The 24,109-nt window shown below is 63.7% G+C and carries 23 protein-coding genes; 9 read left to right on the forward strand and 14 right to left on the reverse strand.

Features of this window, described 5'->3' with window-relative positions; all coding sequences use genetic code 11:
• Positions 1-135 precede the first annotated feature (135 nt).
• Positions 136-1,107 (reverse strand): TRAP transporter substrate-binding protein, encoded by a 972-nt coding sequence (locus AC0L2J_RS15085; protein ID WP_007612646.1) that lies wholly within the window; start codon positions 1,105-1,107, stop codon positions 136-138.
• 324 nt (positions 1,108-1,431) lie between these two features.
• Here AC0L2J_RS15085 and AC0L2J_RS15090 point away from each other — a divergent pair, with 324 nt between their 5' ends.
• Positions 1,432-2,208, forward strand: coding sequence for a cyclase family protein (locus AC0L2J_RS15090; protein ID WP_473391331.1), 777 nt, complete (start codon positions 1,432-1,434; stop codon positions 2,206-2,208).
• Here the strand turns inward: AC0L2J_RS15090 and AC0L2J_RS15095 are convergent.
• Together AC0L2J_RS15095 and AC0L2J_RS15100 are read right to left on the reverse strand one after the other, a co-directional pair.
• Positions 2,205-2,933: a Crp/Fnr family transcriptional regulator gene (locus AC0L2J_RS15095; RefSeq protein ID WP_007601607.1), complete on the reverse strand. Its 729-nt coding sequence runs from the start codon at positions 2,931-2,933 to the stop codon at positions 2,205-2,207. The two genes, AC0L2J_RS15090 and AC0L2J_RS15095, sit on opposite strands and share 4 nt — an antisense overlap.
• Positions 2,934-3,432: 499 nt before the next feature.
• Positions 3,433-4,143, reverse strand: a complete 711-nt coding sequence (locus AC0L2J_RS15100) for a helix-turn-helix domain-containing protein (RefSeq protein ID WP_473391479.1) — start codon at positions 4,141-4,143, stop codon at positions 3,433-3,435.
• 148 nt (positions 4,144-4,291) lie between these two features.
• Between AC0L2J_RS15100 and AC0L2J_RS15105 the strand changes: the two genes are divergently transcribed.
• Positions 4,292-4,609, forward strand: a complete 318-nt coding sequence (locus tag AC0L2J_RS15105) for a c-type cytochrome (protein WP_007612665.1) — start codon at positions 4,292-4,294, stop codon at positions 4,607-4,609.
• A 6-nt stretch (positions 4,610-4,615) separates the two neighbouring features.
• Here the strand turns inward: AC0L2J_RS15105 and AC0L2J_RS15110 are convergent, their stop codons facing one another.
• The 3 genes from AC0L2J_RS15110 to AC0L2J_RS15120 are packed head-to-tail and all read right to left on the reverse strand — an operon-like array spanning position 4,616 to position 7,629.
• The gene (locus AC0L2J_RS15110; protein WP_007612674.1) at positions 4,616-5,719 is read right to left on the reverse strand and encodes an ABC-type transport auxiliary lipoprotein family protein; all 1,104 of its coding nucleotides are present in this window, start codon (positions 5,717-5,719) and stop codon (positions 4,616-4,618) included.
• Positions 5,720-5,722: 3 nt separating this feature from the next.
• Entirely contained in the window at positions 5,723-6,490 is a 768-nt protein-coding gene (locus tag AC0L2J_RS15115) for an ABC transporter ATP-binding protein (RefSeq protein WP_007612676.1), read from the reverse strand.
• A 2-nt stretch (positions 6,491-6,492) separates the two neighbouring features.
• The gene (locus tag AC0L2J_RS15120) at positions 6,493-7,629 is read right to left on the reverse strand and encodes an ABC transporter permease (protein WP_007612677.1); all 1,137 of its coding nucleotides are present in this window, start codon (positions 7,627-7,629) and stop codon (positions 6,493-6,495) included.
• Between the two features lie 175 nt (positions 7,630-7,804).
• Between AC0L2J_RS15120 and AC0L2J_RS15125 the strand changes: the two genes are divergently transcribed.
• Together AC0L2J_RS15125 and AC0L2J_RS15130 are read left to right on the forward strand one after the other, a co-directional pair.
• Positions 7,805-8,080, forward strand: coding sequence for a hypothetical protein (locus tag AC0L2J_RS15125; RefSeq protein ID WP_063995546.1), 276 nt, complete (start codon positions 7,805-7,807; stop codon positions 8,078-8,080).
• Complete coding sequence (locus tag AC0L2J_RS15130; RefSeq protein ID WP_473391343.1) at positions 8,081-8,569, forward strand: phage holin family protein; 489 nt, start codon at positions 8,081-8,083, stop codon at positions 8,567-8,569.
• Positions 8,570-8,578: 9 nt separating this feature from the next.
• On the opposite strand, the gene AC0L2J_RS15135 is transcribed toward AC0L2J_RS15130, so the two are convergent.
• Entirely contained in the window at positions 8,579-11,272 is a 2,694-nt protein-coding gene (locus AC0L2J_RS15135) for a bifunctional acetate--CoA ligase family protein/GNAT family N-acetyltransferase (RefSeq protein WP_473391347.1), read from the reverse strand.
• 67 nt (positions 11,273-11,339) lie between these two features.
• On the reverse strand, positions 11,340-12,170 hold the full coding sequence (locus AC0L2J_RS15140; RefSeq protein WP_473249512.1) for a universal stress protein: 831 nt from the start codon (positions 12,168-12,170) through the stop codon (positions 11,340-11,342).
• Between the two features lie 193 nt (positions 12,171-12,363).
• On the opposite strand from AC0L2J_RS15140, the gene AC0L2J_RS15145 reads away from it, so the two are divergent.
• Entirely contained in the window at positions 12,364-13,896 is a 1,533-nt protein-coding gene (locus AC0L2J_RS15145) for a bifunctional aminoglycoside phosphotransferase/ATP-binding protein (RefSeq protein WP_473391350.1), read from the forward strand.
• 12 nt (positions 13,897-13,908) lie between these two features.
• Positions 13,909-14,880 carry a CHAD domain-containing protein gene (locus AC0L2J_RS15150; RefSeq protein ID WP_473391353.1) on the forward strand — a complete coding sequence of 324 codons (972 nt, stop codon included), beginning with the start codon at positions 13,909-13,911 and terminating at the stop codon, positions 14,878-14,880.
• Here the strand turns inward: AC0L2J_RS15150 and AC0L2J_RS15155 are convergent.
• Both AC0L2J_RS15155 and AC0L2J_RS15160 read right to left on the reverse strand, forming a co-directional pair.
• Positions 14,877-16,727: a PHA/PHB synthase family protein gene (locus AC0L2J_RS15155; protein ID WP_473391355.1), complete on the reverse strand. Its 1,851-nt coding sequence runs from the start codon at positions 16,725-16,727 to the stop codon at positions 14,877-14,879. The genes AC0L2J_RS15150 and AC0L2J_RS15155 overlap by 4 nt on opposite strands.
• On the reverse strand, positions 16,724-17,224 hold the full coding sequence (locus AC0L2J_RS15160) for a hypothetical protein (RefSeq protein WP_473249509.1): 501 nt from the start codon (positions 17,222-17,224) through the stop codon (positions 16,724-16,726). Before AC0L2J_RS15160 ends, AC0L2J_RS15155 begins: the two co-directional genes overlap by 4 nt.
• A gap of 110 nt (positions 17,225-17,334) precedes the next feature.
• On the opposite strand from AC0L2J_RS15160, the gene AC0L2J_RS15165 reads away from it, so the two are divergent.
• Positions 17,335-18,063: a CBS domain-containing protein gene (locus AC0L2J_RS15165; protein WP_007612688.1), complete on the forward strand. Its 729-nt coding sequence runs from the start codon at positions 17,335-17,337 to the stop codon at positions 18,061-18,063.
• A 47-nt stretch (positions 18,064-18,110) separates the two neighbouring features.
• Here AC0L2J_RS15165 and AC0L2J_RS15170 read toward each other — a convergent pair whose 3' ends face one another.
• The 3 genes from AC0L2J_RS15170 to AC0L2J_RS15180 all read right to left on the reverse strand — a co-directional run bounded on the left by AC0L2J_RS15170 (position 18,111) and on the right by AC0L2J_RS15180 (position 20,945).
• Positions 18,111-18,569, reverse strand: coding sequence for a RidA family protein (locus AC0L2J_RS15170; RefSeq protein ID WP_035974277.1), 459 nt, complete (start codon positions 18,567-18,569; stop codon positions 18,111-18,113).
• Between the two features lie 19 nt (positions 18,570-18,588).
• Positions 18,589-20,280, reverse strand: a complete 1,692-nt coding sequence (locus AC0L2J_RS15175) for a benzoate-CoA ligase family protein (protein ID WP_473391359.1) — start codon at positions 20,278-20,280, stop codon at positions 18,589-18,591.
• Between the two features lie 146 nt (positions 20,281-20,426).
• The gene (locus tag AC0L2J_RS15180; protein ID WP_007612703.1) at positions 20,427-20,945 is read right to left on the reverse strand and encodes a MarR family winged helix-turn-helix transcriptional regulator; all 519 of its coding nucleotides are present in this window, start codon (positions 20,943-20,945) and stop codon (positions 20,427-20,429) included.
• Positions 20,946-21,193: 248 nt separating this feature from the next.
• On the opposite strand from AC0L2J_RS15180, the gene AC0L2J_RS15185 reads away from it, so the two are divergent.
• On the forward strand, positions 21,194-22,369 hold the full coding sequence (locus tag AC0L2J_RS15185; RefSeq protein ID WP_007612704.1) for an ABC transporter substrate-binding protein: 1,176 nt from the start codon (positions 21,194-21,196) through the stop codon (positions 22,367-22,369).
• A gap of 29 nt (positions 22,370-22,398) precedes the next feature.
• Positions 22,399-22,854, forward strand: a complete 456-nt coding sequence (locus tag AC0L2J_RS15190; protein WP_007601580.1) for a cupin domain-containing protein — start codon at positions 22,399-22,401, stop codon at positions 22,852-22,854.
• 2 nt (positions 22,855-22,856) lie between these two features.
• Here AC0L2J_RS15190 and AC0L2J_RS15195 read toward each other — a convergent pair whose 3' ends face one another.
• Positions 22,857-24,107 (reverse strand): flavin-dependent oxidoreductase, encoded by a 1,251-nt coding sequence (locus tag AC0L2J_RS15195; RefSeq protein WP_247460916.1) that lies wholly within the window; start codon positions 24,105-24,107, stop codon positions 22,857-22,859.
• Between the last annotated feature and the right edge of the window lie 2 nt (positions 24,108-24,109).

Here is a 24,109-nt window from a genome sequence, read left to right on the forward strand (position 1 = left end):
CCCCGCCGCCGCCCCCCCCCGCCCCCGCCCCCCCCCGCCCCCGGCCCGCCCCCCCCCCCCCCGCGCCCCCCGGCCCCCCCCCCGCGGGGGGGCCCCGCCCCCCCCCCCCCCCCCCCCCCCCCCGACGCTATGGCCTTACTTCGTGTCCTGGATACGCTTGACGAGGCTCTTCAGCTTCTCGTCACCCGCGAACTTGTCGTACACCGGCTTCATCGCGTCGACGAATTCCTTCTTGTTGGCGATCGTCACGACTTGAACGCCGGCCGCTTCGACGGTCTTGCGGGACGCCTGCTCACGCTCGTCCCAGAGCTTGCGCATGACGGGCACTGATTCCTTGGCCGCCTTGCGGACCATCGCCTGATCTTCCTTGCTCAGCGTGTCCCAGACCGTCTTGGACATCACGAGAACTTCGGGCGCCAGGGAGTGCTCGGTGATGTTGTAGAACTTGGCGGCCTCGAAGTGGCGCGAGGACTCGTAAGACGGCCAGTTGTTCTCGGCAGCGTCCACCAGACCGGTCTTGAGAGCGGTATAGACCTCGCCATAAGGCATCGGGGTGGGATTGGCCCCGAGGCTCTGGATCATGCCGACCCACAGGTCGGATTGCTGGACGCGAATTTTCAGACCCTTGACGTCCGCGAGCGACTTGATCGGAGCCTTGACGGTGTAAATGGACCGCGCGCCGCTGTCATAATAGGCGAGGCCGACCAGGCCTGCGGGCGCCATGGCCGCCAGGATCTCGTCGCCGATCGGCCCGTCAAGGACGGTGCGCATGTGCTGGGTGTCCCGGAAGATGAAGGGCAGGCACAACACGATGGTTTCCGGCACGAAGTTGTTCAAGGGCGATGCGTTGATCCGCATCATGTCGAGGGCGCCGATCTTGAGCTGCTCGATGGTGTCCTTCTCAGAGCCCAGCGCACCGTTGGGGAACACCTTCACGCCGAGCTTGCCGCCGCTCGCCGCGGCGAGCTGCTTGCCCATGAACTTGACGGCCTCGACGGTCGGATAATCGGCGGGGTGGACGTCGGCGGAACGGAAATCGCGTGCGGTCGCCAAGGGGGCTGAGACCGCCAGCAGAGCGGCTGCGACGATGCCGGTGAGTATCTTCATCTGGGCTTCCTCCTGAGTTGATTATGTCGTTGGGCAGATGTTGCGGGCCGCCTTTGGGTCGCTCCACTTCCGGTGGGAAGTCAAGCGCCATTGTCGTCCCTAGGGCCCGCGGCATTCTCTGTCCAAGCCAAATCCGGCATCGATCAATGCTAGAGTTGCATCGATGGATCAGACCGGCCTTCGGCAGACAACCGGCTCATCGTCCGGTTTTTCCGAAATCACCTGCCGTCGGCCGCGGGAAGCGTTCATGCGCGTTGCTTGACGCCCCCGGTGCGGCCCCCTCAAGATGCTGCGAAACAAAACGGACCATCCCGGGGAATGCCCATGCCGCGGAAGCTGATCGACATCTCCGTGCCGCTCAGAAACGACGTGACGGCGGATCCGCCGGGCAATCACCCGACGATCCAGTACATCGATCACCAGCAGGGCCTGCCGCGGATGCTGCAGTTCTTCGACGGCCTCACGGCACAGGATCTGCCGGACGGCCAAGGCTGGGCGGTCGAGCAGGTCTCGCTGTCGACCCATAACGGCACGCATCTCGATGCGCCCTGGCATTTCCATCCGACCATGAATCGCGGCGAGCGGTCATGGACGATCGACGAAGTCCCGCTGGAATGGTGCTTTCAGCCCGGCGTGAAGCTCGACTTCCGGCATCTTCCCGACGGCTACGTGGCGAGCGCCGACGACGTCGAGAAGGAGTTGAGGCGGATCGGGCACGCGCTGTCGCCGCTTGAGATCGTCGTCGTCAACACCGGTGCCGGCGCGAAGTTCGGCCAAGCCGACTATGTCAGCTCAGGCTGCGGCATGGGCTATGAGGCCACCATGTATCTGCTCGAACGCGGCGTGCGACTGACCGGCACCGACGGCTGGAGCTGGGACGCGCCTTTCGTCCATACCGCGAAGAAATATGCCGAAACGAAAGATGCCGGCCTGATCTGGGAGGGCCACAAGGCAGGGCGGCACATCGGCTATTGCCATCTCGAGAAGCTGCACAATCTCGACCAGCTGCCTTCGACCGGGTTCACCGTCTCGTGCTTTCCGGTGAAGATCGAGCGGGCCTCCGCGGGCTGGACCCGCGCCGTCGCGATCATCGACAGCTAGCTGTCGAGCCCGCTCTCGGCGAGTTCACGCAAGGCATCCATGTCGAGCACGACAATGGCGCCGTGCTCGAGCCGAACCCAGTTGCGGCCCGCCCAGGCGCGCAATTGCTTGTTGATGCTCTCGCGCGTCATCCCCACCATCTCGCTGATCTCCTGCTGCGTGATGGCAAGCGTGCCGCTGCCGGAGTCGAACTTGCGCTCTTCGGTGAGGCCGAGCAGCGCGCTCGCGAGCCGGCCCGGCAGATTTTGCAGGATCACCTGCTCGACCTGCTGGCTGGTCCAGCGCAGGCGCGCGCAGAGCAGCTCGATGAATTTCATTGCGAGCGCCGGCTGGCTCTTCACGAACGGCAGGAAGTCCCGGCGATCGATGATGTAGAGCTCGCAATTGGTGTTGGCGGTCGCATCGGCCGACCTCGGGGCGCCGTCGAGCACCGCGATTTCGCCGAAGATCTCTCCGGGACCGATCAGATTGAGAATGGCGTTACGGCCGTCGGGCGACGAAGAGGAAATCTTCACCGTCCCTGTGATCACCGCGAACAGATTGTTGCCGGGATCGCCCTTGGCAGCGATCGTCGCGCCGCGCTTCACCGTGGTGTGCTTGGCGTAACGGCAGAGCTGATCCAGCGCCTCCGGCTCCAGATCCGCAAAGATCGGGTGCTTGCGCAGGACCGATAATTTATTCCCCGCCGCTTGTCGGGGGTCGTCGCCGGTCTTGTCCTGAGGCACGCCACTGGGCTCCTAAGACTGCGAGGCACTGGGGTCCCTGCGTAGTCAGTGTAGCCCAGTTTTTCAACCGGAAAGCATGCTAGCTGTTTGAGGCAAACGCAGCGAAAATGCCGCGGTTCAGGCGCGAAGCCGGCATCCGAAGGGTGAGCCAATGCGTCCCTGTCGATGCAGAGTTGCAAGCGCCGCACGCCGCCTTGCGTTGAAGCGCTGCCAACCGTCCCGAGCTCGCACGGTATAGCCCGCGCCGCGGGCGCCTCAAAATGCGACCGTGATTCTCAGGAGCTAGGACGCTTGACGTCTGACTTGAGCCGGCCTGGACTGGTTTGCCGGTCTGCCCAGACCAGTGCCCCGGCGAATGTGACAAAGATTGCCACGACAAAGATGCTCATAAGCAACGCGTCAGCCGGCATGATGCCCTCCCCTGTGGTTTCAGGCATTATCTGAGGCACGCGGCCGAACGCATTGATCCCGATCAAAATCGAGCCGCGCTGCGTCGGAATCAGGCTGCGGCCAGGGCCTCGACCTTCGCCGGATCGAGCAGGCTGATCCCGCCATGAATGATCTCGATCACGCCGTGGCGCTCCAGCTTGGTGAAGGTGCGGCTGACGGTCTCGATGGTCAGGCCGAGGTAGTCGGCGATGTCCTGGCGGCTCATCGGAAGCGGAACCGTGTCCGACGCCCCCTTCAGCGAGACCAGCCGCTCGCGCCAGCCGAGCAGAAAGGCCGCAACCTTTTCGTCCGCCGAACGGCGACCCAGCAGGACCATGTGGTCCCGGGCCTGGTTCAGCTCGCGAATTGCCAGTTCGTTGATCCGCCTGAGGAGGTGCAGCCGCTCCTCGATGAAACGGCCGAAGGGTGCCTTAGCGAACTGGCATACGGTCACCGCGCCGATCGCATCGGCCGAAAAATTGTGCCTGCCCGAAACATTCATCCCCAGGAAATCGCCGGGCAAGGCAAAGCCCACGATCTGCCGGCGGCCGTCGGTCAGCAGCTTGTACAGCCGCATGACGCCCTCAACGAGATTGTAGAACGAGGTCGTGATGTCCTCCTCGGAGAACACAGTCTCGCCTGAGGAAAAATGGACGCGCCGGCCGAGATGCTCGAATTCCCGAAGCTCGACCGCATCCAGCGACGAACAAACCGCCGATGCGCGGACAGCGCAATCGCTGCAGAGCTGCCAGTTCGGCTCAATCGTGACTACGGGCTTCATCGACCGCTCCAAGCGCCGGGTGCCCATCAGGCCCATTCCGTCGCGCGGCTGCATTTTACTGCACTGCGCCAAAGCCGGTTGACCCAGATCAATTTTGGAGGGAATCCCCGCCCTATTCTTCTCCCAGACATAAACGGGGCCACTTTACATGCTGCTAGGAACGCTGCGTCACGGGTTGATCGGGTTGCTTCTGATGACGCCTGCCCTGGCTGCCCCGACCGCCGAACAACGCGGCAAGACCTTTGCGCGAGCCAATTGCGCGCGCTGCCACGCGATCGACCGTGCGTCGAACAGTCCGCTCAAGATCGCACCGCCGCTGCGGGCCCTGCACCAGCGCTATCCGATCGAGAGCCTTGGGGAGGCGCTGGCCGAGGGCATCAACACCGGCCACGCCGACATGCCGGCCTTCGAGCTCAGTCCGGACCAGATCCACGATCTCCTGTCCTACCTCAAGACCCTGGAATAGCCGGCGTCACACCGCCTGCACCGTCCAGCCGATCAGCTCCCTCGCGATGCGCGTGAAGGCCGTATCGAACGCTGCGACCGCTACGGCCGGCTCGACCTTGTCGAGCTTTTCGCTGGTCTCGACGAGACGCGAGGCAATCACCTTGCCGTTCTTGTCGACGATCCGTGCCGACAGTCCGATCTCGACCCGTGTCTCCCCTTCCGTGGCAATGCGGAAGCGCCTGATGTCGATCAGCAGCTGATAGTCCGCCTGCCCGAGATCGGCCGTGCGCAACGGCGCGTGGGCGATGTCGTAATTCTCGAAACTGTCGATCAGCCGCGCCTGCACCAGCTTGGGAATGCTGTCGGCCCAGAGGAAGTCCGCAAAGCCCGGATTATCGCCGCCGGGCGCGAACAGCATACGCTGGGTCTGCAGCATGGCGACCGCCGTCGGCTCGGGGATGGCCAGTGACGCCGAGAGCGTCTTGCCGGCCGGACCGAGGTTCTGCGGCGTGCGCAGGTCATAGGTGACTTTCTGCGCCGGCGTTCCGCCGCCGGTCATCTTCTCCAGGCCCGCCAGAATGCCGTCAATCCTGCCGGTGTTGCGCGCAAGCCCCTCGGAGAAGGTCTTGAGATTGGCGACGGTGTCCTTTAGCGGGCCCGAATTGTCCTCCAGCACGGTGTCGACCCGCCGCAGTGCATCGCGCGCGGCCTGCGTCATGCTCTGGCCCGCACCGGCCTCGGCAATCAAGGTCGGGGGCTCGCCGGCTTTGGCGACGATGATGCCCCCCTCCAGCGTCACCACCGGCACGCCGGTCAGCCCCTGGAAATCGAGCCCGACCCTGCTGTCGGCGCGCACCGGCGTGGTTGAAGCAACCGATATCGTCGCATTGACGAAGCGTGGATTGTCCGGCGCAAGCCCGAGCTGGGTGACCTCGCCGACGCGGATGCCGTTGAACAGCACGCCGGCGCCGACCAGAAGACCGGGCACCGGGCCCTGGAATTGCACGTGATAGCTCGTGCGCGGCCCGATGCCGCCGGTGTTGTTCAGCCAGTAGACGAAGCCGAACACCGCGAGGATCGCGGCCAGGACGAAACTGCCGATCAGCACGTAGGGAGCGCGGGTTTCCATGTCTCATCTCATCTCGTGTTGCAGCATCTGCGAGCGCTTGCCATGGAAATAGGCGCGCACCCAGGGATGCTCGGATTGCAGCAGTTCGCGCATCGGACCGATCGCCACGATCTTGCCGTCGGCGAGCGCGGCGACCCGATCGCAGACCGTGGTCAGGCTCGCCAGATCATGGGTGACCATGAACACGGTGAGGCCGAGGGTCTTTTGCAGTGTCCCGATCAGCGCATCGAAATCGCCCGCCGCGATCGGATCGAGACCCGATGTCGGCTCGTCCAGGAAGAGGATCGGCGGATCGAGCGCGAGCGCGCGCGCCAGCGCGACGCGCTTGGTCATGCCGCCGGATAGCTCCGCCGGATATTTATCGGCGTCCTGCGCCCTCAGCCCGACCATTTCGAGCTTGGCGATCGCGATCTCGTCCATCAGCTCCTGCGACAGGACGAGATTTTCACGGAGCGGAAACTGGATGTTCTGCCGGACCGTCAGCGAGGAGAACAGCGCGCCCTGCTGGAACAGGATGCCCCATGTCGTGGCCGCGCCTTCGGTGCGGCCGCCGATTGGCCGTCCCGTGACCTCGATGGTGCCGCCTTGGCGCGGGATGAGGCCGATGATGGTTCGCATCAGCACCGACTTGCCGCCACCCGACGCCCCCACGAGCCCGAGGATCTCACCCCGGCGCACGTCGAGCGTCAGATGATCGAGCACGGTCTGCCGGCCGAAGCCGACCACGAGGTCGCGGACGCGGATCGCGAACTGCTCTTGCGATTCGCCCATGATCACATTCCGATCGAGGCGAAGAAGATCGCGAACAGGCCGTCGAGCACGATCACCAGGAAGATCGACTTGACCACCGAAATCGTGGTCTGTCGTCCCAGCGACTCGGCGCTGCCCTTCACACGCAAGCCCTCGCTGCAGGCGACGATTCCGATCACCAGCGCCATGAACGGCGCCTTCAGGATGCCCACCTCGAAATGGGCGACCGAGATCGCATCGTGCAGCCGCGCGATATAGATCGCCGGCGCCATGCCGCCGTAAAACTGCGCGATCAGGCCGCCGCCATAGAGTGCGGCGATCGATCCGATGAAAGCAAGGATCGGCAGCGCAATCACCAGGGCCACAACCCGCGGCAGGATCAGGACGTGGACGGGATCGAGGCCCATGGTCGAGAGCGCATCGATCTCCTCGCGCATCTTCATCGAGCCGAGCTCGGCGGTGTAGGCGCTTCCCGAGCGGCCGGCGACCATGATGGCGACGATCAGCACGCCGAGCTCGCGCAACACCAGGATGCCGACCATGTCGACGGTGTAGGATTCCGCGCCGAACCTGCGGAAATGGAAAAATCCCTGCTGGGCGATGATGGCGCCGATCAGGAAGGTGATCAGCACGACGATGGGGATGGCCTGCCAGCCGATGCGGTAGAGCTGATAGATCAGCGATGTCAACCGCAGCGAGCGCGGCCGGCGCAGCACGCCGATCACGGCCATGAACAACGCGCCCAGCATTTGAAGAAAGATCGTGATGTCTTCGCGCGCGCCGACCGTGGACTTGCCGAGATCGTTCAGTCTTAGCAGGACAGGGTTGGGTGCAGGCGCCGGCGGCGGGGTGTGGCGGTTGACCTGACGCACCTCCTCCATCAGGCCACTGAAATGGTCGGCGACACCGATAAACTCGGCCGTTCGACCGGATGATGAAGCCCTGCGCGACAGCTTTTCCAGGACCCAGGCGCCGAGCGTGTCAAGCGCGCTGACGCCTGACATGTCCAGCGTCACGGTTCTGGATCGATCGACATCCGCCCCGACCGACCGGGACAACGTCTCCAGCATCGACACGTTCGCGGCAATCCACGGCCCTTCCGGGCACAATTTCAGCTCTTCGCCGGAGGGCGTTGCCAGCAACAGCGGTTCGGAGTTCACGCTTCCACCTCATCGGGACAACCGGGTCCCCATTCAGCCGGTCATTCTAGGCCGGCATGTGGCAGCCGGTTTGACCTGTCTCAAGACCACGACGCGTCTGCCTCCTTGACGCAAATCAAGAGCGCTCGCGCCGGCGGGTCCTAGGTTTGATTCCATTAAAGGGGAAATCAGGTCCATGTTCGACAGCGACAGGATGAGCGAAGAACTGCGCACGCTGAAGGTTGACGTCACACGCTTGCTGAGCACGGCCGGCGAGGAGATGTTCGACAGTTCGAAAGACCGCGCGGAGGCCCTTGCCGATCAGATCAAGGCTGCGCTCGCCGAGCTCGGCGAGACCGTCGATGAGGAGCAGCAGCAGCTTCAGGGCCTCATTGCGGAGCGCCCGATCACATCGCTTGCCTCGGCCTTTGCGCTCGGCGTGGTCGTCGGCTTCATGCTGCGGAGGCACTAGGTGAACACGGAAAATGTCGTCAAACATCTGCGAGTGCTCTGGCGTACCGACAGGATCATCGCGGACATCAGGCTGCGCCACCTGCTGATCGGCCTCGGCCTGCGCGCCTTTGCGGCGCTGATCGCCGCGTTCGGGCTCCTGATGCTGGAGCTGTCCGCCTATTTCGCACTGGTGCAGATCTGGAGTGCCATTGGCGCGGCCGCCATCCTTGGCGCCGTCAATTTTGCCATCGCGGCAATTCTCTTTGTGATTGCCGGCCGGCCTCCTGCGGGCCGCGACATCGAACTCGCCAACGAGATTCACGGCGCATCCATCGAAGCTCTTCAGCTCGAGGCACGCACATTCCAGGCCCAGGTGTCGGGCGCCGTCCATCATCCGCTCAGCACAATCTTGCCTGTGCTGGTGCCACTGATTGCGGTCCTGATCAAGAATTTGCGGAGAACGGCCAAGGACTCCGCCGCGGCAAATCCGGCTGAAGCGCGCTCATAGCGGTCGCGCTCAGAGTTTCAGCCTGACGTCGCAAATATCCGGCTCAGTGGGGTCCGGCTTCACCTCGAAGCCGAGCTGCCGGCACATTTCGAGCATCGTGGTGTTCTCCCTGAGAACATCACCGGAGATCGCTTTGAGCCCCTCCGATCTCGCGTAGTCGATGATCAGCTGCATCAGGGCCCAGCCCAGACCCTTGCCCTTGAGGTCGGACCGCAGCAGAATCGCATATTCGCCGCTCTCGTAGACCGAGTCCGAATGGAGACGGACCACGCCGACCATTTCACCGGTCGCCTCGTCGAACGCGATAAAGGCCATCGCGCGCGCATAGTCGAGCTGAGTCAGGCGGGCGATGAACTCGTGAGTGAACTCCTTCATCGGCGCGAAGAAACGCAGACGAAGGTCGTGCGCCGTGACATGACTCAGGAATGCGTGGATGGTCGGCTCATCCTCCGGACGCAGGGGCCGCGCGAAGATCCGCCAGCCCTCCTTGAGCTTGAGGCGGCGCTCCCATTGCGACGGATAGGCCCGAACGGCGAAGTTGGCGGCGCCGGAGCCGGCAAACTTCCGTTGCGGCGGCCCGACCGCCACGCGGGCGTCGACCGCGGTCACGCCGGTTTCATCCGCCAGCAGCGGATTGATGTCGAATTCGCGGATCTCGGGAATGTCGGCGGCCATCTGCGCCAGCTTGACCAGGACCATGGCGACGGCGTCGGGCTTCACCGCCGGCACGTCCCGGTAAGCGCGAAGCAGCCGTGACACGCGCGTGCGGTCGATCAGGTCGCGGGCCAGTTGCAGATCGAGCGGCGGCAGCGCAAGCGCCTTGTCGTTGATGATCTCGACCGCGGTCCCGCCGCGGCCGAACACAACGACGGTGCCGAAGGTGGGATCGTCGGCGAGACCCAGAATCAACTCGCGCGCCTTCGCCTTGACCACCATCGCCTGCACGATGACGCCCTCGATGCGGGCTTGCGGACGCAGCTTGCTCGCCCGGGCGAGAATATCGGTAGCGGCGGCGCGCACCGCCTCGACCGTCGTCAGATTGAGCACGACGCCGCCGACATCGGATTTGTGGACAATGTCGCGCGACATGATCTTCAGCACGACGGTGGCGCCTTGCGCAAAGATGTCGCTCGCGTAGGCCACCGCCTGCTCGACATCGGCCGCGGCGTAGGTGGGCACCATCGCGATATCATAGGCTTCGAGCAGGTGCTTGATCTCGACGGGTTCGAGCCATTGGCGGCCGTCTGCGATGGCAGCAGCTATGATCTGCTTCGCAGCACGTGCGTCCGGCACGAAAGTGTCTGGCATTGCGGGTGGAACCTGGCTCAGCTCCTCCACGACTTCGCGATGCCTCACGAGGTACATGAAGCCGCGCACGGCGTCGTCCTCGGTCGGATAGTTCGGAATGCCGGCGCCGGACAGTGTTTCGATGATGTTCTGGTCTGCCCCGATCCAGGCGGCAAGCACCGGCTTGGCCCAACTGCGGTGCTTCTCGCGGTATGCCTTGACGCGTTCGGTCACCATCGTTGCGATATCGGCGGCCGAGGCGATCGCGGTCTGCACATTGAGGACCAGGACTGCGTCGTTGTCGGCGTCGGCGAGCAGCACCTCGAGCGCCGCCGCATAGCGCGACGCATCGGCGTCGCCCACGATGTCGACGGGATTTGCGCCGGACCAGGTCGGCGGCAGCGCGTCATCGAGTTTCTTGCGGGCGTCCGCCGAGATGGTCGCCGGAATGCCGCCGAGCTCGACCAATCGGTCGATAGCGAGGACGCCGATGCCGCCGCCATTGGTCAGGATGGCGAGGCGCTTTCCCGCCGGCGACTCGACGCGGCCCAGCGTCTCGGCGCAATCGAACAGCTCGCGCAGATCGGAGACCCGCAGGACGCCCGCGCGGCGGAACGCCGCGTCATAGACGGCGTCGGCGCCCGCGAGCGCACCGGTATGGGTGGCAGCCGCCCTCGCACCCTGCGCCATTCGGCCGGACTTCACCACGACAACGGGCTTCACGCGCGCCGCGGCGCGCGCGGCCGACATGAACTTGCGCGCGTCCTTGATGGCCTCGATATAGAGCAGGATCGCGCGGGTCTTGTGATCCATCGCGAAATAGTCGAGCAGATCGGCAATATCGACGTCGATTTGATCGCCGATCGAGACGATGCCGGAGAAGCCGACGCCGCGCTGCGCGGCCCAATCGACCATGCCGGCCGCGATCGCGCCCGATTGCGAGATCAGCGCGAGATTCCCAGGTCCCGGCATGTGCGCGGCAAAACTCGCATTGAGGCTTACGCCGGGCATCATGATGCCCAAGCAGTTCGGCCCGATCAGCCGCATGCCGTATTTGCGGGCCGCAGCGATGGCGGCCTCGTGCAGGGAGCCCGGTCCATGGCCGAGCCCGGCCGAGACGATCAGGGCACCCGCCGAGCCGCGCCGCCCGGCTTGATCGACAATGCCGGGAACCGCGCGCGCCGGCGCGGTGATGACCACAAGCTCGGGCACGAACGGCAATTGATCGAGGTTGCCCACGGCCGCGACGCCGCCGATCTCGGCATGGCGCGGATTGACGAGGCCGAACTGTCCCGTGAATCCAGCCTTGCGGATGTTCTCCAGAACGGCGCGTCCAACGGAGACCGGGCGGGCGCTCGCACCGACGAGCGCGACCGAACGCGGCGACAGCAGGTTCTTCAGACGATAGGTTGACATGAAAGCAAATGCGCCCGGTCGGTGGCGGTTCCGATGGTTGACGATCAAGCCGAGACTGGCGACCCGCCTAGTACGAGATCATAACCCAGCACGGTGGCTCGCCAATGACGGTCTTTGTCACACCGCCCCAAACGATCTCGTTCAGGCGCGAATGATGGTAGGCGCCCATGACGATCGCATCGATGGCATGGGAATTCGCCCAGCTTCCGAGCACTTTGCCAATCGAGCTGCCGCTGCCCTTCGTGGTTTCGAACGAGGCGTAGACCCCGTGTTCCCTCAAGTGATCGACCAGAGCCGTCCCGGATTGCACGATCGCGTCGGACTTGTCGTCCGCTACGGTCACCACGCGGACCGAGGCGGCTGCCTGAAGGATAGGCAGCGCGTCGCCGACCGCCCGCGCCGCGCGCGCCGAGTGATCCCAAGCGATCATGATGTTCTCGAATTCCGGGCGCAGTTGGTCCACATGCTGCTCCGGGCAGAGCAGCACTGGCCGCCCGGATTCGAACAGGAGCGTCTCGATGATGTGCTCGGTTCGGCTGTCGTGTGGCTTCACGGGGACCAGCGTGAGATCGCTGAAGCGGCCGTGTTCGGCCAGGACTGACGCGATCTGGTCTGCCGGCACCTTGGCCGACCGGCTTTGAGCGCGAATGCCGGTGCGGGAGGTTGCGCGGGTGAACGCATCCAGGAGATGCTGACTGTCGCCGGCCTCAAGCGACCCGTTTGCCTCGGCCGCATCGGGGAGCATCACCTTCGGCCGCACGAAAACATCCTCTTCGAGTGCCAGCGCGGTGATCCTGGCGCCGAGGTCGCCGGCAACGGCCACGCATTTCTCGATCGCAGCAAGGGCCGGGCCGCGTGGCTGGCCGACGAGCGGCAGAAAGACGTCCTTGATCGGCATCAAAATTCTCCTTGGCCACCAGAATAGGCCGGCTTTCGTTGGGACGCTTGATCCTCGTCAAGCCCGGGAACTCCGACCGGTCGGAGGGAGACAGGCGTTGACCGAAGTCAAGGACTGGCCGCGGTCTGCTTCTATGGATTACCCTGATCGCGGGGCGAGCCGCCTTCCGACGCATCTGGACGTACCAGCTGGAATGACCGACGATTCTGCGACCCAGGACCGGATCTTTGCGGCGCTCACCAATTCCGCGGATCATCCAAACGTGAGGCGGATCGATACGCACGCAGCTTCGGTCTTTCTCGAAGGCGGGCGTGCTCTGAAAATCAAGCGCGCCGTGCAATTTCCGTTCCTCGATTATTCGACGCTCGAGAAGCGCAGGACGGCGTGCGAGGAGGAGATCAGGATCAACCGGCCGCTGGCGCCGCAGATCTATCACCGCGTCGTCGCGATCACGGAAGAGGCCGATGGATCGGTGAAGGTCGACGGAAGCGGCCGGCCGATCGAGTATGCGGTTGATATGTTGCGCTTCGACGAAAACCGAACGCTGGATCATCTGGCCAAGGCCGGTCCGCTGGATGAAAGTCTCGCATCGGCTGTCGCCGAGACGATCGTGGCTTCGCACGCGCAGGCTGTTCGCGCCGACGGCAACGCATGGGTTTCCTCCATCCCCGGCCTTATCGATGGCAACAGCAATGGCCTGCGGGCCGGCAATCATTTCGAAGCCGAAGAGATCGTGCAGCTCGGCAGAGACTCGCACGCAATGTTCCTCCGCCTCCGGCCTTTGCTCGAAGAGCGCGGCCGTCAAGGTTTCGTGCGCCGCTGCCATGGCGACCTGCATCTTGCGAACATCGTGGCGATCGACGAGCAGCCGGTGCTGTTCGACGCCATCGAGTTCGACGCCCAGATGGCAACCACCGACGTGCTCTACGATCTCGCATTCGGATTGATGGACCTGTTGCATCACGATCAACCACGCGCGGCCAACATCGTATTGAACCGCTATCTCGCCGCAACTTCGGTTGAGAATCTCGACGCTCTCTCCGCACTGTCGCTGTTCATGTCCATCCGGGCGGCGATCCGCGCCCAGGTCGCGCTGGCACGGCTGAAGCCGCCGCATCCCCATGATACGGGCATTCTCGACGGTGCACGGCGCTATTTTGGCCTCGCCCGCGCGCTGATCCAGCCGCCAGCCCCCCGGCTGGTTGCAGTCGGCGGGTTGTCAGGCACCGGAAAGACGATTTTGGCACGCGCGCTCGCGCCGGATATTACGCCGCTGCCGGGGGCCGTCGTGCTGCGCAGCGACCTCGTCCGCAAGCAGATGTTCGAGGTCAAAGACACGGACCGGCTGCCGGCATCCGCATACACGCCGGAGGTCACGGCCCGCGTTTACGACATGTTGGCTCGGCACGCCGGGCGGGTGCTGGCGCAAGGCCATTCAGCGATCATCGACGGCGTGTTCGCCCGAGAGGACGAACGAGACGCGGTCGCCGCACTGGCGCGCGAGCGCAACGTGCCGCTGAGCGGCCTGTTTCTGGTTGCGGATCTCCCGACCCGGCAGGCGCGGATCGGAGGCCGCCGGGGCGACGCATCCGACGCCACGCAAGAGGTTGCCGCGCTGCAAGAGCACTATAATATCGGCCATGTCGGTTGGGCGACCATCGATGCATCCGGCACGCAAGAGCAGACGCTCCAGAATTGCCGGGACGCGATCGCCGAAAGCAAATAAGGCAATCTGCAGATGGCGCGACCCAGCACGAGTTCGACGGCCGCGCGCATCAAGCCTGCGGCGAGGCGCAATGCCCTGCCCGGCCGCCTCAGCCCCGGCATAGTCTGCGACACGGCCTTCCGGATCATCGCCCGCCGTCACCTCGCCGCCGTTCTCGCGCAGCATGACGGCACCTGCCGCGGCGATCCCGAGGCGCTGCACCAGATCCGGATTGCACTGACGCATCTGCGCACCGCCATCCGCTTCTTCTCGCCGATGGTCGATGATGCCCTTCGGCCGGAGGTCCGGACCGGACTGAAATGGTTGAACAGCCAACTCGGCATGGTGCGGGACCTCGACGTGGCAATCGAGCGGGTCATCGCCGAAAGTGGCGGCGAGTTGACCGTGATTGCCGAGCTCCAGCATTGGGACGAAAAGCGCGCCGAGAGCCATCGCCAGTTGGCGCGCGCGCTGCAATCCGCGCGGTATCGCCGTCTCGTCGAGCAGACGTCAGCCTGGATCGAGAGCGGCCCCTGGTCGACCCGGCGCAGCAAGGAAGCTATCAGGCTACGCCGCTGCACGCTCGCCGACCACGCTACAGCGAAACTCACGGAATGGGAAAGGACGCTGCTCAAGAAAGCACGCAAGCTCCGCAAGCTCAACGTCGGGAAACGGCACAAGCTGCGGCTTCTCAACAAGCGGCTGACCTATTCGGTCGAATCGCTCGAGGACCTTTTCGCCGACGAGTCGTTGACCAAGCAGAAGTCGATCCTCAAGCAATTGCGCAAGGCGCAAAAATCCCTCGGGCAATTGAATGACGATGCGCGAGGGCAAACCTTGGCGGCGTCATTGAACGAGGCCGTCCCCGAGGCGGGCATTCGCTTCCTCAACCGCAATCGCGAAAAGAAACTGTTGCGGACCGCCTCGCGCGCCTACCGGAAACTCGACAAGGCCAAGCCGTTCCGCTCCGCCGACCTTGCGCCGAATGCGGAGCCTGAGGACTAGGTGTGGACGTAGTCTCCCGGCGCGTCGGGCAGGCTGGCGACGTTCCCAAACCCCATCCGAGGCGGCTCATTGAGTGCACCAGAGCGGGCGGTCAGCCATCTGGACCATTCTTGCCACCACGACCCCTTCGCATGCGGTGCCAGTTTCAGCCATTCATCGCGGTCGACATAGGGCGCATCCGCCGCCTTGGTCATGATCTGGTAGCTGTGCCCGGGCTCCTCAGGAGGCGCGACGATGCCGGCGTTATGGCCTCCGCTCGTCAACAGGAAGCTCACATCGGCATCGACTTGATAGTGAATCTTGTAGACGGATTGCCACGGCGCCACGTGATCCCTGACCGTGCCGACAACAAACATCGGCGTGTGGATGTCGGAGAGCGATATGCTCTTGCCGTCGACGCGGTAGCGACCTTCAGCCAAGTCATTGCTGAGGAACAGCTTGCGCAGATATTCAGAGTGCATGCGATAGGGCAATCGCGTGGCGTCGGCATTCCAGGTCATCAAATCGCTCGGCGGTGCCCGCTCCCCCATCAGATAATTGTGCGAGAGCCGCGACCAGATCAGATCGTTCGAGCGCAGCAGCTGAAAAGCGCCGGCCATCTGCGTCGTATCGAGATAGCCTCGCTCCCACATCATGTCTTCCAGGAACGAGACCTGACTCTCGTTGATGAAAAGCGTCAGCTCGCCTGCTTCGGTGAAATCCGTCTGCGCAGCAAGCATCGTGATTGTCTTCAGCCGATTATCGCCGTCGCGCGCCATCGCTGCGGCCGCGATCGACAACAAGGTGCCACCCAGGCAGTAGCCAAGCGCATGAATTTTCCGGCGCGGCAAGATGCAGGCGATCGCATCCAGCGCAGCAAGGACGCCCGATGTGCGATAGTCATCAAACGCCACGTCGCGATCGGCCGCGTTCGGACTGCGCCAGGATATCGCAAATACGGTGAAGCCCTCGCCGGTCAGATATTTGACGAGCGAGTTCCGCGGCGACAAGTCGAGGATGTAGTATTTCATGATCCATGCGGGCACGATCAGGATCGGCTCCGGCCGCACCTTTTCGGTGGTGGGATGATACTGAATCAGCTCGATCAGCTCGTTTCGATAGACAACCTTGCCGGGCGACGTCGCGACGGTTTTGCCGACAATGAACTGTTCGTCGCCTGCCGGTTTTCCCGCGGAGAGCATGCGCATCAAGTCCCTGCACCAGTTCTGCCACCCGAGTACGAAATTCTTTCCCCCACTCTGTAAGGCCTTCTGAAGGACCTCGGGGTTGGTGGCAGCGAAATTCGATGGTGCAAGCATGTCGAGGATCTGGCGTCCCGAGAACTCGACGATTGCTTCATTCGTGGGGGCGACGCCACGCACACCCGTCGCAGCATCGTGCCACCACCGTTCTCCGAGGAGAAACGACTGCGCCATCAAGTTGAAAGGAGGGCTTTGCCATAACGGCCCTGCGAAGCGACGGTCCTGCGCTTGAGGCTTGATCACCGACCAGGGGTTTTGGCCTGGTGCAGCGGCATGCGCGACGGCGTCGAAATACCGGCTGGTGTCCCGAACGATCTCGCGCGTCCGCTCCAATTGGCGCTGCGGTGCTGCTGCAAGATGCGAACTCCAATCGAGATAGGCGAGCGACAGCGCTAATGGCGAAATGCCGCCGGTGAATCGCGCCAGCATCGCATGGAAGGCCCGATCGAGCGGATATGGTTCGGGCACGGACGGCGCATCGCCAGCCGGAATACGCTCCTGAACGGTCGCGGCCGGCGTTGCGGAACCCTTTACCAGATCGACGGGCGGCTCCGACGCCAGTTGCCCTTCGGCTAGCAGGAGGTTCGATGCCTGCGTGACGTTCATGGCTGGATATTCTTAGGCGTTCCGGATTTTCCGTCAGCGACAGCGCTGGTCAGCCGCGGCCGCTCGTTCAGCATGCCAAGGATGGCTGCCGCGACCCGTTCGCCATGCCGAAAATACCGATCGCAGTCGCGACGAATGAAGTCGAGCTGATGCTGGCTGCATTCCCGGTACATGGTTGTCCAATCCTTCACGGAGTGAGAGCCTGCCAGTTTCGACACGAACTCCGCGAACAAATGTGTCTCGGTTTGCGTTCGGTCCAGGAGTTCGTTGGCCATGAACACGACCTCCTCGAATATGAGCCCCTGCGCTCCAAGGGCGGTATCCAGCGCACGCTGGTTCGCGCTGGCCAGCCCTGCAATTGGATTGGAGGGCAACGGTTCGGCCGCAGGCTCTTGCAACTGGACGAGCTCACTCACGATCAGCCTCCTGATCACCCACAAGGGGCGCTTCTCCATCAGGGTACAGTCAACCGGGCCGGAAACGTTGAGCTGCATCAAGTCGGGCTACTCGCCGCGGCGGACTTTCCTTGATTGACCTGCGTCAAATCCAATCGCCATGCCGAGATTAAGCTCAACTTCAGAGTCATCAAAAGCCAGCGGAGACTGCCATGCGTGCCCATCAGATCATGACCCGGTCGGTCATCTCGGTTACCCCCGACACCAGCATCGTCGAGGCGGCAAACATCATGCTGAAGCGGCATGTCAGCGGTCTCACGGTTGTGGACGGCGCCGGCAAGCTGATCGGCGTGGTCTCGGAAGGCGACTTCATCCGCCGCAGCGAAATCGGCACGGGACGCAAGCGCGGGCGCTGGCTGCGGTTCATTCTCGGATCCGGCAAATCGGCCAACGACTTCATCCACGAGCACGGCCGCAAGGTCTCGGAGGTGATGACCCCTTCACCGGTGACCATCAGCGAGGATACGGCACTTGCCGAGATCGTCGACCTCATGGAACGGAACAATGTGAAGCGTCTGCCGGTGATCCACGGCGACAAAATCGTCGGCATCGTGTCGCGGGCGAACCTGCTCCAGGCGGTGGCGGACCTCGCCCGGGACGTACCCGACCCGACCGCGGACGACGATCACATTCGCAGCCGCATCATCGATACCATGGAGAAGAACGACTGGTGCCCGTTCGGGCTGAATGTCATCGTCCGCGACGGCATCGTTCATCTCAGCGGCGTCATCACCGAGGAGCGCGCGCGACAGGCCGCGGTCGTCGCAGCGGAGAACGTCAACGGCGTGAAGAAGGTGCATGACCATCTCTGCTGGGTCGACACCATGTCGGGAATATATCTGAACTCGCCCGAGGATGACGACCTCGCCAAGGCAAGCTGACCAAGGCAAGTTGACCAAGGCAAGCTGAGCGCGCGCCCGATCGCAGTTCAGCGCGGAATGACGGCGGTGGCTTCGATTTCCACCCGCGCCGCCTTCTCGACGAGGCGGGCGACCTGAACCAGCGCCATCGCTGGATAGTGGGTGCCGAAGATGGCGCGGTAGACCTTGCCGAGCTCTTTCAGGTTCGCCAGGTACTCGTCCATGTCGACGACGTACCAAGTCAGGCGCACCAAATGCTCGGGCTGCGCGCCGCCCTCTGCGAGGATCGCGGCGATATTGCCTAGGGTTTGGCGCACTTGCGCGACAAAACCCTCCGCGAGACGCTCCTCCGCATCCCAGCCGATGACGCCGCCGGTGACGACGATGCGTCCCTCGGCGGCCATGCCGTTGGCATAGCCTTTCGGCACCGGCCAACCGGACGGCTGGAGCACCTGCGCCCTGGCGCGGGTTTCGTCCTCGGCTGCTGTCGGCAGCGCCGCGAGGTGCGGGCCTTTCGGCGTCGTCACAGACAATTCTCTATCCTTCTCATTCCGCCGCGACGCCGGAGGACGTCACCGCGGTCTGCGCCAGTTGCCGCAGGGCAAAGCGCTTTAGTTTGCCGGTCTCGGTCTTCGGGAGTTGCGTCACGAACTCGATCGCGCGCGGATATTTGTATGGCGCGATCTCGCGTTTGACATGCTCCTGCAACGCGGCCACGAGTTCGGCGTCCGGCGTCACGCCCGGCGCGGCAATAACATAGGCCTTCACGATCATGCCGCGCGCCTCGTCAGGAGCGCCGACGACCCCGCACTCGACGACGGAGGGATGCGTGAGCAGCGCCGCCTCGACGTCCGTGCCTGCGATGTTGTAGCCGGACGACACGATCATGTCGTCCGAGCGCGACTGGTACCAGAAATAGCCGTCGCTATCCATCAGATAGGTGTCGCCCGTGATGTTCCAGCCGTTCTGGACGTACTTGCGCTGTCGCTCGTCGGCGAGATAGCGGCATCCGGTCGGCCCGCGTACCGCGAGCAGTCCCATTCTCCCCGGCGGCAAATCATTGCCGGAATCGTCGACGATCTTCGCTTCATATCCCGGCACCGGCTTGCCCGTCGCACCGGGGCGGATCTCGTCCTCGGTCGCGCTGATGAAGATGTGCAATAATTCGGTCGAGCCTATGCCGTCCATCAGCTTGATGCCGGTCGCCTTCAACCAGGCATCGAATGTCGGCTTGGGCAGCGTCTCGCCGGCGGACACGCATTTGCGGAGCGAGGAGATATCACGGCCTGGAAGCTTGCCAATCATCGCCCGGTACGCGGTCGGCGCGGTGAAACAGACCGTGGTCTTGTACTGCTCGATCGCGTTCAGAATGTCGTCGGGCGCCGTCTTCTCCAGAACGACGAAGGAGGCGCCGATGTGCATCGGAAACAGCACGCCGCCGAAGCCGAACGTGAAAGCGAGCGGTGCCGAGCCGACGAAGCGATCCATCTGCTCCGCGCGCAAGATGTTGCGCGCATAACCATCGCAGACCGCCAGCATATCACGGTGGAAATGCATGGTGCCCTTGGGGTCGCCGGTCGTGCCCGACGTGAACGCGATCAGGCAGATGTCGTCGGATGCAGTATCGACAGCTCTGAACTCCGGACTTGAATCCACCATCAGCGCCTCGAGCGAGTCGCCGGCGCCGTTGCCCCAATAGACCACGTGCTTGAGGCCGGGGGCGGCGGCTTTCGCCTTCTCCATCTCCTCGGCGAGTTTTCCATCGCAGAGCGCGATCGTGATCTCCGCCTTCTGGATCGGATAGGACAGCTCCTTGGCGCGCAGGAGGGGCATCGTCGCCACGACGATGCCGCCGGCCTTGATCACCGCGAGATAGGTCGCAACCATCATCGGATTGTTGGCCGAACGCAGCAGCACGCGCCCGCCAGTGACGAGACCTAGCTTGCCCACCAGCACATTGGCGATGCGGTTTACGAGTGCTTGCAACTCGCGATAGCTGTAGCTGACGGCGGGGCTGATGACGCAAGAAGCGTCGCCATGGCCCTGCTCGACCCAGCGGTCGAGGAAATAGCTGACGCAGTTGAGGCGAGGCGGATATTGCAGTTCCGGTCGCGTGAAGATGAATTCCGGCCAGAGCTCGCGTGGCGGAAGATGCTGCCGCGCGAACGCATCGACATGGGCAGTCGCGGCGTCGTCGTCACGCGAGCCCGAGACTTGAACCTTGGCGGCGTTGGCCATCGCACGCTCCTTTCAGCATGGAAAGCACCCGGCAGCACTAACTCGGAAACATTTTAGGCTTAAAGCAATTTCGCGCAATAGCGGATTTTGGGCATCCCATGCTTTTTCCGGCGGCAAACGGGATTGTGGGTGCCTCAGCCGCGGACCTAGGCCCGGCGGCGAGCGGCCGATTTCTGCGCCGACGCCTTGGTCTTGGCGAGCAGGCGCATCAGCTCGCGCACATCCTTCGGCGTCAGATCGCCGAAGAGATCGGCGATCCAGGTCTCGTGTTCCGCGGCCATTCTGCGAAACTCGGCCCGACCGAGTTTGGTCAGCCGGATCACCTGGACGCGGCGGTCCGTCTCCGACGTGCGGCGGTCGAGATGACCGGATTCCACGAGGCGCTCGACGAGGCCAGTGACGTTGCCGTTCGACACCATCATGCGCTTGGAGACGTCGGACAGCGTCATGCCGTCCGGCGCCTTGTCGAGCTGCGCCATCAGATCGAAGCGAGGCAATGTGACGTCGAAGCGGTACCGCAGCCGGCCACGGACCTCGCCCTCGATCAGGGTCGTGCAGGTCAAGAGGCGCAGCCACAGCCGAAGCTCTTCGGCGTGATCCTCCGGCGTTTCGACGGCCTTGGTCTCGGAATCGAGCATGTTGATGCAGTCACTCTCGGCCGGCATGGGCGCCCGGCACGGAATCCCAACGTTTTGAGCTTCAAATAAATCGAAGCCGGCTGCAAGCCTAAAGCCTCACCAATCGACCGCATGCCGATTTCTTTAGGCTTCAAATAATTGGCGCGCCGCTTGCATGCACCGCTACCCGCAGGATGACGACTTGAGCTTAGCTTGCCGCGGCAGCAATCATCGGCATAAACTTGGATTGGAGTAGCGGCTTGCAGCGCAAGACCGATCGCCACGAGGGACAGATCATGAAGACGCAAATGACATTGGCCGCAGCCGCCTTGCTGCTTGGCACCGCGGTGAGTCCTTCCCTCGCCCAGGAGAAGATCAAGCTGGGTGTGATCGTGACCCTGTCGGGACCTGCCGCCGCGCTCGGCCAACAGGTTCGCGACGGCTTTGCGCTTGGGATGAAGGATCTCGGCGGCAAGATGGGCGGCCGCGATGTCGAGGTCGTCGTGGTCGACGACGAGTTGAAGCCGGACGCAGCGGTCACCAAGGTCAAGGGCCTTCTGGAGCGTGACAAGGTCGACTTCGTGGTCGGCCCGATCTTCTCCAACATCCTCCAGGCGATCCACCGGCCGGTCACGGAATCGAAAACCTTCCTGATCAGCCCCAATGCCGGCCCGTCTACGTTTGCCGGCAAGGACTGCAACCCGTTCTTCTATGTGACCTCGTACCAGAACGACCAGGTGCACGAAATCCTCGGCAAGGTCGCGCAGGATCGCGGCTACAAGCGCATGTATCTGATGGTGCCGAATTATCAGGCCGGCAAGGACTCGGTCGCGGGCTTCAAGCTCGACTACAAGGGCGAGATCGTCGAAGAATCCTACATGCCGCTCAACACGCTGGACTTCCAGCCGGAGCTTTCCAAGATTTCATCGCAAAAGCCGGATGCGCTCTTCACGTTCATGCCCGGCGGCCTCGGGGTCAATTTCGTCAAGCAATACCGGCAGGCTGGCCTCGCCGACAGCATTCCGGTGCTCTCGGCTTTCACGGTGGATGAATCGACCTTGCCGGCGCAGCAGGACGCGGCGGTCGGCATGTTCGGCGGCGCGAACTGGGCGCCCAATCTCGACAATCCCCAGAACAAGAAGTTCGTCGCCGCCTACGAGGCCGCCTATAACGGCGTGCCCGGTACCTACGCCTTCCAGGCATACGATGCCGCGATGCTGATCGACAGCGCCGTCAAGGCCGTGAAGGGCGACCTTTCCAATAAGGACGCGGTCGCGGCCGCTCTGAAAAAGGCCGACTTCACCTCCCTGCGCGGCGCCTTCAAGTTCAACACCAATGGTTATCCGATCCAGAATTTCTACCTGACCAAGGTCGCCAAGCGCGCGGACGGCAAGTTCCAGACCGAGATCGTCCAGAAAGTCTTCGAGAATTACGGCGACCGCTACGCCAAGGACTGCAAAGCGGCGAACTAGGCCGCACGTCGCGTCGAGGGAGGATCACAATGAAGAGCGAAATCACCGGCATTACACGGGCCAATGAGGGGATCCAGGGCATCTCCTGGAATATCCTCGGCCAGACCTATGTGCCGAAGAGCAACACGGAGCACAGCTTCTCCTGGCATGCGACGCTGCCGCCGGGCACGTTCGTGCCGCCGCACATCCATCCCGACCAGGATGAATATCTCTACATGCTGGAGGGCAAGCTCGATTTCATGCTCGGCAATTCCGAGTCGCAGGCGACCGCGGGCGACCTGATCCGGCTCGGCATGGGCGTGCCGCACGGCATCTTCAACAAATCGGAGCAGACCGCGAAGGTGTTGTTCTGGGTGTCACCGACCCGCAAGCTATTCGACCTGTTTTGGGGCCTTCACAACATGAAGGAACAGAAGCCCGAGGACGTGGTGGCGATGGCGGCCGAGTTCAACATCCATTTCCTGCCACCGCCTCCCGGCGGCTAGATTCAAGCCCGCACCGCCGCAAGTCCCGGCACTGCGGCGAAGCCGGCCTTGGTAGCATAGCCGCGCACGATCGCCTCGCGCTGGGAATAGCTCAGCACGTTGTCGACATTATCGAAACCATCAGGCGCAAGCTGCTCGACGGCGTCGATGACGCCCTCGGGGCCGCCGCGCCGGTTGGAGCGGACAATGTCCGCGGTCATGGGCAGGCGCTTCTTCTCGTATTCAAGCAACGCCTGGCGCGGATGCTCGGCGCGCACCAGCGCGTCGGCGAGGCAGCGCGCATCGAGGATGGCCTGCGAGGCGCCATTGGAGCCAACCGGATACATCGGATGGGCGGCATCGCCGAGCAACGTGACTCTGCCCGACGACCAATAGGGCAACGGATCCCGGTCGCAGGTCGGATATTCGTAGAACTCCGGCGTGGCCGAGATCAGGCTCTTCACGTCGACGTAAGGCACCGAAAAGCGCGCCACATGCGGCATCAGCTCCTCGCGACGGCCCGGCCGCGACCAGTCTTCCTTGCGCGGAGGCGGGGCATTGCCCTCGCCGACCTTCACCAACACCGCCCAGTTGGTGAGACGGCTCGCCGGGCTCGACCCCTCCGCAATGGGATAGATCACCACCTTGGCGTTGAGGCCGCCGGCGACGATCATCGACTTGCCGGTGAGGAATAGCGGCCAATCCCGCGCACCGCGCCACAGCATCAGGCCGTTCCAGCACGGCGGCCCCTCGCTCGGGAACAGCGTGTCACGGACCCGCGAATGGATGCCGTCGGCACCAATCAGGATGTCGCCGCGCGCGGTATGGATGTGCGCGCCTGAGCGGTCGAAGAAGTAAGCGGTGACGCCGCCCTCGTCCTGCGTGAAAGCACCGAGGCGGCAGCCGGTGTGGATGGCCTCCGGCCCGAGCCGCTCCTCGACGGCCCGATGGATGACGCCCTGAAGGCGGCCGCGGTGGATTGAGAATTGCGGCACATCGTGGCCGGCGTCGATGCCGCGGGCCTCGCGCCAGACTTCCTGGCCGTGACGGTTGAGGTAATAGAGCTGGTCGGTGCGGATCGCGACATCGTCAAGCTGCTGCAGCAGACCGAGGCCTGCCAGCTCGCGCATGGCATGCGGCAGCGTGTTGATGCCGACGCCAAGCTCGCGGATGGTGTCGGACTGCTCGAAAATCTCGCAGGCGAGGCCCCGCGAGCGCAGCATCAATGCGGTGGTGAGACCACCGATACCGCCACCGACGATAATCGCCTTCATCG

This window comes from Bradyrhizobium sp. MV1.5 (genome assembly GCF_055807615.1).

Excerpts from the sequence above, each read along its gene's own strand:
- AC0L2J_RS15185 (WP_007612704.1), top strand. The coding sequence starts at position 21,194 with ATGAAGACGCAAATGACATTGGCCGCAGCCGCCTTGCTGCTTGGCACC.
- AC0L2J_RS15085 (WP_007612646.1), bottom strand. The coding sequence starts at position 1,107 with ATGAAGATACTCACCGGCATCGTCGCAGCCGCTCTGCTGGCGGTCTCA.
- AC0L2J_RS15110 (WP_007612674.1), bottom strand. The coding sequence starts at position 5,719 with ATGGAAACCCGCGCTCCCTACGTGCTGATCGGCAGTTTCGTCCTGGCC.
- AC0L2J_RS15140 (WP_473249512.1), bottom strand. The coding sequence starts at position 12,170 with ATGCCGATCAAGGACGTCTTTCTGCCGCTCGTCGGCCAGCCACGCGGC.
- AC0L2J_RS15100 (WP_473391479.1), bottom strand. The coding sequence starts at position 4,143 with ATGAAGCCCGTAGTCACGATTGAGCCGAACTGGCAGCTCTGCAGCGAT.
- AC0L2J_RS15125 (WP_063995546.1), top strand. The coding sequence starts at position 7,805 with ATGTTCGACAGCGACAGGATGAGCGAAGAACTGCGCACGCTGAAGGTT.
- AC0L2J_RS15115 (WP_007612676.1), bottom strand. The coding sequence starts at position 6,490 with ATGGGCGAATCGCAAGAGCAGTTCGCGATCCGCGTCCGCGACCTCGTG.
- AC0L2J_RS15090 (WP_473391331.1), top strand. The coding sequence starts at position 1,432 with ATGCCGCGGAAGCTGATCGACATCTCCGTGCCGCTCAGAAACGACGTG.
- AC0L2J_RS15195 (WP_247460916.1), bottom strand. The coding sequence starts at position 24,107 with ATGAAGGCGATTATCGTCGGTGGCGGTATCGGTGGTCTCACCACCGCA.
- AC0L2J_RS15145 (WP_473391350.1), top strand. The coding sequence starts at position 12,364 with ATGACCGACGATTCTGCGACCCAGGACCGGATCTTTGCGGCGCTCACC.
- AC0L2J_RS15165 (WP_007612688.1), top strand. The coding sequence starts at position 17,335 with ATGCGTGCCCATCAGATCATGACCCGGTCGGTCATCTCGGTTACCCCC.
- AC0L2J_RS15135 (WP_473391347.1), bottom strand. The coding sequence starts at position 11,272 with ATGTCAACCTATCGTCTGAAGAACCTGCTGTCGCCGCGTTCGGTCGCG.
- AC0L2J_RS15180 (WP_007612703.1), bottom strand. The coding sequence starts at position 20,945 with ATGCCGGCCGAGAGTGACTGCATCAACATGCTCGATTCCGAGACCAAG.
- AC0L2J_RS15150 (WP_473391353.1), top strand. The coding sequence starts at position 13,909 with ATGGCGCGACCCAGCACGAGTTCGACGGCCGCGCGCATCAAGCCTGCG.
- AC0L2J_RS15190 (WP_007601580.1), top strand. The coding sequence starts at position 22,399 with ATGAAGAGCGAAATCACCGGCATTACACGGGCCAATGAGGGGATCCAG.
- AC0L2J_RS15175 (WP_473391359.1), bottom strand. The coding sequence starts at position 20,280 with ATGGCCAACGCCGCCAAGGTTCAAGTCTCGGGCTCGCGTGACGACGAC.
- AC0L2J_RS15105 (WP_007612665.1), top strand. The coding sequence starts at position 4,292 with ATGCTGCTAGGAACGCTGCGTCACGGGTTGATCGGGTTGCTTCTGATG.
- AC0L2J_RS15155 (WP_473391355.1), bottom strand. The coding sequence starts at position 16,727 with ATGAACGTCACGCAGGCATCGAACCTCCTGCTAGCCGAAGGGCAACTG.